The sequence below is a fragment of the Patulibacter medicamentivorans genome, from assembly GCF_000240225.1.
GTDB classification, from domain to species: domain Bacteria; phylum Actinomycetota; class Thermoleophilia; order Solirubrobacterales; family Solirubrobacteraceae; genus Patulibacter; species Patulibacter medicamentivorans.
On the sequence record NZ_AGUD01000186.1, the window covers coordinates 1 to 826 of the forward strand.

Genomic DNA, 826 nt, shown 5'->3' on the forward strand with positions numbered 1-826 from the left:
CGCGCCCCGGCGGCGGCTGGGTGGTTCGCCCGGCGCGCTGCCCCTGAGCGCCCGGGGCCGGCTCCCGAACCCGCGGCCCCCTCGCGCGGGGCCGCGGATCGGCGAGCGGGCGTCACCGCTGCGCGGCGGCGCGCCGGCCTGTGGGATCCTGCCTGCGTGCCCGTGTTGCCTGTGGGAGCGGTGTCGGCCTCGCTGGTCGTCGTCCTGATGGCGTTGGCGATGATCGTCGCGGTCGTCGGCCACCTGATCAAGATCCGCGGCGTCGTCGTCGCCGGGCTCGCGCTGCTGTTCGTCGCGACCTTCGCGATGGTCGTCGGCGGCTTCGGCGCCTGGCGCGACAGCCCCGGCCCCGCGCCGGACCCGCTTCGCGGCGACGACCGCCGACTGCCGCCGAACGAGTCGATCGGCGACGCTCGCCGGCAGCAGCAGCAGCGCCGCGACGGTCAGCGCTAGCGCGGCTGGTCCCGGCGACGGCGGCGGTCCCGCCGCTCGTCGTCGGCGGGCGCGATCCGGGTCGGATCGTCCTGGCGCGGGACGTGGCGGGTCGGATCGTCCTCGCGCGGGACGTGACGGGTCGGATCGTCGTCCCGCAGCACGTGGCGGGTCGGATCGTCCTCCGCCCAGCTGCCGTGCGGCGGCCGCTCCCGGCGCGCCGGCGGCCGCTCGTGGGAGCCGCTGTCGAGGCCGGACTCGCGCAGCAGCCGGGCGGCGTCCTCGCGGCCGAGCGCGCGGGTGGCGTCCTGCCCGCTCGACGGTCCGCGGGGCGTCCGCGAGCGCCGCTCGCCGGCAGGATCCGAGGCGGCCCAGCCGTCGTCGCGCCGCGGCG

1 protein-coding gene and 1 pseudogene are annotated in these 826 nt (G+C 79.2%); one reads left to right on the forward strand and one right to left on the reverse strand.

The features are described from left to right. Nucleotides 1–156: 156 nt before the first annotated feature. The gene (locus PAI11_RS11115; RefSeq protein WP_138974244.1) at nucleotides 157–453 is read left to right on the forward strand and encodes a hypothetical protein; all 297 of its coding nucleotides are present in this window, start codon (nucleotides 157–159) and stop codon (nucleotides 451–453) included. Here the strand turns inward: PAI11_RS11115 and PAI11_RS27150 are convergent. Further along, nucleotides 450–826: pseudogene (locus PAI11_RS27150) on the reverse strand (hypothetical protein); the annotation flags it as partial. The gene PAI11_RS11115 and the pseudogene PAI11_RS27150 sit on opposite strands and share 4 nt — an antisense overlap.